9 protein-coding genes are annotated in these 5,045 nt (G+C 38.4%); 5 read left to right on the forward strand and 4 right to left on the reverse strand.

What is annotated here, in order from left to right:
• The 4 genes from FC24_RS11090 to FC24_RS11105 all read right to left on the reverse strand — a co-directional run.
• Positions 1–1,101: tyrosine-type recombinase/integrase (locus FC24_RS11090; RefSeq protein ID WP_157059132.1), on the reverse strand; the 1,101-nt coding region annotated here is incomplete at its 3' end.
• A gap of 185 nt (positions 1,102–1,286) precedes the next feature.
• On the reverse strand, positions 1,287–2,027 hold the full coding sequence (locus tag FC24_RS11095; protein WP_057874907.1) for a signal peptidase II: 741 nt from the start codon (positions 2,025–2,027) through the stop codon (positions 1,287–1,289).
• Positions 2,028–2,094: 67 nt separating this feature from the next.
• Positions 2,095–2,505 carry an ImmA/IrrE family metallo-endopeptidase gene (locus FC24_RS11100; protein ID WP_057874908.1) on the reverse strand — a complete coding sequence of 137 codons (411 nt, stop codon included), beginning with the start codon at positions 2,503–2,505 and terminating at the stop codon, positions 2,095–2,097.
• Between the two features lie 3 nt (positions 2,506–2,508).
• Complete coding sequence (locus FC24_RS11105; RefSeq protein WP_057874909.1) at positions 2,509–2,832, reverse strand: helix-turn-helix domain-containing protein; 324 nt, start codon at positions 2,830–2,832, stop codon at positions 2,509–2,511.
• A gap of 280 nt (positions 2,833–3,112) precedes the next feature.
• On the opposite strand from FC24_RS11105, the gene FC24_RS11110 reads away from it, so the two are divergent.
• The 5 genes from FC24_RS11110 to FC24_RS11130 all read left to right on the forward strand — a co-directional run bounded on the left by FC24_RS11110 (position 3,113) and on the right by FC24_RS11130 (position 4,992).
• The gene (locus FC24_RS11110) at positions 3,113–3,349 is read left to right on the forward strand and encodes a hypothetical protein (RefSeq protein ID WP_057874910.1); all 237 of its coding nucleotides are present in this window, start codon (positions 3,113–3,115) and stop codon (positions 3,347–3,349) included.
• 37 nt (positions 3,350–3,386) lie between these two features.
• On the forward strand, positions 3,387–4,112 hold the full coding sequence (locus tag FC24_RS11115; RefSeq protein WP_057874911.1) for a phage antirepressor KilAC domain-containing protein: 726 nt from the start codon (positions 3,387–3,389) through the stop codon (positions 4,110–4,112).
• A complete protein-coding gene (locus FC24_RS11120) occupies positions 4,109–4,300 on the forward strand; it encodes a hypothetical protein (protein ID WP_057874912.1) in 192 nt (63 codons plus the stop codon). The genes FC24_RS11115 and FC24_RS11120 overlap by 4 nt, the downstream gene beginning before the upstream one ends.
• A gap of 13 nt (positions 4,301–4,313) precedes the next feature.
• Positions 4,314–4,580 carry a helix-turn-helix domain-containing protein gene (locus FC24_RS11125; RefSeq protein ID WP_057874913.1) on the forward strand — a complete coding sequence of 89 codons (267 nt, stop codon included), beginning with the start codon at positions 4,314–4,316 and terminating at the stop codon, positions 4,578–4,580.
• Between the two features lie 178 nt (positions 4,581–4,758).
• On the forward strand, positions 4,759–4,992 hold the full coding sequence (locus FC24_RS11130; protein WP_057874914.1) for a hypothetical protein: 234 nt from the start codon (positions 4,759–4,761) through the stop codon (positions 4,990–4,992).
• The last annotated feature ends 53 nt before the right edge of the window (positions 4,993–5,045 follow it).

Genomic DNA, 5,045 nt, shown 5'->3' on the forward strand with positions numbered 1-5,045 from the left:
CTGAGTAACATGTGCATAAATATTCATTGTGGTTTTAATGTCACCGTGTCCAAGGCGTTCTTGCACCTCTTTAATTGATGCGCCAGCTTCGAACAAGAGGGAAGCGTGGGTATGCCGGAAACCGTGGACTGAAATATGCTTTAACTGTGGGTTTTGCTTGTACACTCTATATAGCCAGACACGTGGGCGACTAGGGTTGGTAAAGCTATTATTCACGTTGGGAAAAACCAGTTGTTTACTGGAAGTTTTAATATTATAGCCAAGTTTAAACATAGCTTTTCGAATCTGAATTTGCCATTGCTTAATCAATTGTATGGTAATATCGTCAACGTCAATTGTGCGATAGCCGTTGACGGTTTTAGGCGTCTGCACGATTAGTCGGTTTTTTAAACCACGGCTAAGTGTTTTATTGACCTTAATAGTGCTATTTCCAAAATCTACGTCTTGCCAGGTAAGTGCTAAGGCTTCACCACGGCGCATGCCCGTAAAAGCGAGAATGCGAAAAAACGTTTTCGCCCGCTCATTGTTGCTCTGATTTAGAGTATCAAAAAACTCGGCTAGTTCTTTTTTATCATAAAAGTTAAAAGATTTGTCTTCTGGACGTGCGCTAGCATGAGGTACAGTAACGTATTCAACTGGATTTTTCTCAAGGACGCCTAGCTTAATAGCATACTTAAAAATTAGACCAGCATAATTCATATACATTTTTGACCGTGAATATTTTTTGGACCAACGATTCATAATTTTTTGGCAGTACAAAATGTCAATCTTTTTAATATCATGTCTACCAAAAGCCGGTAAAATTAAACGTTTAAAAATGCCCAGGGTTTTAAATAGCGTACTCTCTTTAACTGATGGTTTATAAGCGTCTAGCCAGACATGATAAATATCACGATAGGTTTTCACATCATTATGTTCAATCCCCTTTTTTGCTATTTCGACCATTAATTGGTTAGCAAAAACTTGTGCTTCACGTTTTGTATCAAACCCTCTTCTTTTAGTACGAATTTCTTGACCGTTAACCGGATCAATTCCAAGATATGCTCTTAACTCCCACGCTGTTTGACCATTCTTTTTCTTGTATTTTTTGTAGGTTGCCATTTTTATCTTTCCTTTCGTAATCGGAGCACACCGAATTTCGAAAGTAGGCTAGGCACCACCTCCTTAAATTGTTATAATCGTGTATGTAAAATGACTATGTAAAGATGGTTGTTTAGTTAGCACATCCGTAGCTTTGGTCGGTGAGGGATGTGCTATTTTATTATCCAAATTTTCCGGTAATTTTGTTACTCTGCTATGTCCGGAAAAGCAGTAGATTGCCAGTAATAATCGGCGTAGTTAGGTACATTGCTGTTTTTAAAGTTTTTAAGATTAAGCTTTTGTATTTTTTCGCCGCTTAAACTAGTTCGTAGTGCATGTTCAGTTGATTCGTTGCCGGCAGTATCTTCGAGCTTGGTGTCGACAGTAATGACAATTTTATTAAAGCTCTCGGCGTCGCCAGACTTTTTGAATGCTTTCCAGATGTCTACCGTGTCATCCCAAAAACCGCGCAAGGTTAATTTAGCAGTGAAATTGTCTTGTCCCTTTAAGTCAACGTACATTTCCCTTGGATTCCCGTATTCGCCGGATATATCCTTTACTTTCACATCAGGGGCATACTTTTTGATGAGCAATTTAACTTGGTCATCATTCGCAATACCGTTGTTTTTCACCTCTTTAACTACTTTTTTAGCACTTTCCTTTTCTGCAGCAGCACTGGCTCTTTCTGCTTTTTTCTTCGATTCCTGTTTGCTTTCTGAAGCGGCTTTTTCGCTGGATTCAGCTTTTTTTGATGATTCGTTTTTACGAGATTCAGCTGCTTCTTGAGCTTGCTCCTGCTTGTAGTCATCTGTCATCGAGTACAGACCGCCAAATATTAGCGCCAGCACTATACAGACAATCATGGCTTTTTTATTGGGTTTCTTTTTCCAATAATACCAAGCACCAAATATAAAAATTAGCGAAACAATCATAACAAAAGTTCCCAAAACTCCATCCTCCTAAAAAGATATTTTTACAGCTTTTAACGTCTTCAGGATTGGACAAAGAGGATGATTATATGTCGGACATTTTATTAAGCTTGTTAGTTACCTGATGTTCGAGATTCTGCGGGATGCCAAATACCTCCATAAATTCAACCGGATTAATGTCGTTGACAACAAAATTATCGCAGTAATAGTCAGCTAATAGTTCAATTGCCGTTGAATTAGCAGCGGCTTCAATTTTAGATTTAAAAGAAAACGCTGTGTAGTAGAGCACGCCGTCGTCATGATTGAGTAAGTGACTGATTTCGTGGGCAATCTGGAATGGCAATTCTTTTTGATTGTGCCAGTTTAAATTGATAATGATTTTATGTTGATCAGCAATCACTAAAGAAGGGGTCTCACATGACAGTGCACGGGTAGCTTCGATATTAATATGATTTTCTAGGGCTAAATTTAGTAAGTAAGTAATAATTTCATTCATAGACTATTTTCCTCTCAGAAGGCGCTTAATAATTTCCATGTCTTCCTTGGGAATGGGCTTGCCTTGATAAGTCATGATTACATGTTCGTCTTCAATGTCTATTTTTTTGTCTCCAGCATTATCAGAGTTAGGGTTGTCAGTATTTCCAAGCAAATAGTCAACAGAAACGCCTAGTACGTTTGCAACAGCTTGTAGAGTTTCCGTTTTGGGCGTTTGTTTTTTCCATTTATAAATTGTTTTAGCACCCAGGCCAGCTTTTTCCGATACCTTGCTTAAAGAATATCCTCTTTTTTTTGCAGTTGTTTTGATGCGCTCAAATAGCGTCATAAGTATTACTCCTAATTAAGTCTATTATTTTAGTATCCTAAAATATACATAATCTATTGACAAAGTATCCTTAAGGGTCTAATATAATAGACGTACCAAGTTGATAAAGAGCATGCATAAAGTTAAACAGCTTCAATTTTAAGCCGCCAAGCAAAAATAACAAGCTGAACAACTCCCTATGTAACGCGTCTTTATGTATGTAATTGTAGTACCCTTTTGGATACTTGTCAACTCACTTTAACAAGTATATGTACCATTTTATAGAAAGGAGATTTTGACTATGACTGACGAAAAGTGGAAATGGAAAGAAGAGTTAACACGAGCCCGCTTAAGTCAAGCTGATGTTGGTATGTTTCTAAATTTATCTGAAAGCCAAATGTCTCATCTGGTTAGCAAAATGGTTAGAGGAAAAGGTTTGACAGCAACTGCTCAAGATCAGGAGCGATGGAAACGTGCACTAGAATACATTCATTTTAGCCAAAACAAACAGTTAAAAGAACTAGCCATTAAATCTTAATTATGATAGTTAACAACCGGAAAGAAGGGAATTTTATATGGCAGCATTAATCAAAACGTTTCATCGCAACGATGGGAATATTGCGGTCGACGGGCGTGATCTTCATGATTTTCTTGATATAGAAACGCCTTATAGAAAATGGTTTCCACGTATGCTCGAGTATGGTTTTAACGAGAACAAAGACTTTGTTACGTTCGGACAAAAAAGTCCTATTGCAAATGGTGGTTATAAAAATATTGAAAACCACGCGTTAACTCTAAGCATGGCTAAAGAGCTGTCAATGATTCAGCGTACTGAGCGTGGAAAGCAGGCACGCCAGTATTTCATCCGCATGGAAGAACAAGCAAAACAAATTGGAAAATTCACGATTCCGAATAGCTTACCAGAAGCGCTGCGTTTAGCAGCTGACCAAGCTGAACAGATTGAGATTATGAAGCCGAAAGCGATTTTTGCTGATGCAGTTTCAGTTAGTCATACTGCCATTTTGGTCGGCGAATTAGCTAAATTGTTAAGACAAAACGGCATTGATATTGGTCAGAATCGTTTGTTTGCATGGCTACGGCGTAATGGATATCTGATCAATCGTAAGGGGACAGATTGGAATCAGCCGACGCAGCGATCCGCTGACATGGGGCTGTTTAAGGTAAAAGAGACTACTATCAATCACCCTGACGGCAGCGTATCAATCTCAAAAACCGTCAAAGTAACTGGAAAAGGTCAACAATACTTTATTAATAAATTATTGCAGGGGGCGACTAAATGAGTAATAAAAAGGTAGATCGCTGGAACTACAAGACTGAAGAATGGTTTGTAGACGGAGTGGAATCAGTTAAAAAAGCTCTTTATCATCAGCCATCACTCACGTATGAACAGGCTGATTATGTGCTGAGTCAAGTTTGTAGTGATTTAGCAGATGAAAAAGAGTTAACAAGTATTCGGGTTAACCGTTAGATGAGGTGAGCAAATGGAAATCCAATTTCTGAGCGATGAAATGCAGAATGAAATTAAGCAGTCAATCATCGACCTGGCCCAGGCAACTTTTGAAAAGGCTAGTAACCAGCACGTGCCGCAGTTTATGAATAAAAAAACTGCCGCAAAGTATTTAAATGTATCACAGGTCACCTTTGATAAATGGACGGTAAATAAAGAGCTACCAGAAATCAGGATAGACGGCTGTGTCCGCTATGACCGTAGAGATTTAGATAAATTTATGTTGAGTTTTAAAAATTAAACAATCGGAGCACACCGGAGGCATAAATGAGTAGGAGCGTTTTATAATGCGTAAATTTTTGAACGGTTTTAATTGCGGATTGATAGCTATCATCGTTGGTTTAGTAGTGTTTTGGAGCTTTGTCATTTGGCTAATTGTAAATCTATTATTTTAAAAAATTAGAAAGAAGGAATTTGAAATGGATAATCAAAACAATTTTGCAGGATTAGCAGATGCAGTACGTGAGGCGCAAAAAAATTACGCGGCAACTAAAATCCAATCGGAAATCCAGTCGGCAGCAATGATGGGTAAAACCACCGTGTCAATTAATCGTGACCTGCCATCGCAAGAAGCCGTTGATCAATTGCAAGCAGAGGGCTTTGACGTCACGATTTTGTCCGGCAAAGTCATTATCGACTGGGCCAGTCTGTAAAAGGAGGTGTTAAAAATGGGAGCTGTTGTATTAATTGCGATTTTTCTGGCGTA

This window comes from Loigolactobacillus rennini DSM 20253 (assembly GCF_001436505.1).
Lineage (GTDB): Bacteria > Bacillota > Bacilli > Lactobacillales > Lactobacillaceae > Loigolactobacillus > Loigolactobacillus rennini.

Coding starts and splice junctions, on each gene's coding strand:
- FC24_RS11130 (WP_057874914.1), top strand. CDS start 4,759: ATGGATAATCAAAACAATTTTGCAGGATTAGCAGATGCAGTACGTGAG.
- FC24_RS11100 (WP_057874908.1), bottom strand. CDS start 2,505: ATGAATGAAATTATTACTTACTTACTAAATTTAGCCCTAGAAAATCAT.
- FC24_RS11110 (WP_057874910.1), top strand. CDS start 3,113: ATGACTGACGAAAAGTGGAAATGGAAAGAAGAGTTAACACGAGCCCGC.
- FC24_RS11125 (WP_057874913.1), top strand. CDS start 4,314: ATGGAAATCCAATTTCTGAGCGATGAAATGCAGAATGAAATTAAGCAG.
- FC24_RS11105 (WP_057874909.1), bottom strand. CDS start 2,832: ATGACGCTATTTGAGCGCATCAAAACAACTGCAAAAAAAAGAGGATAT.
- FC24_RS11115 (WP_057874911.1), top strand. CDS start 3,387: ATGGCAGCATTAATCAAAACGTTTCATCGCAACGATGGGAATATTGCG.
- FC24_RS11120 (WP_057874912.1), top strand. CDS start 4,109: ATGAGTAATAAAAAGGTAGATCGCTGGAACTACAAGACTGAAGAATGG.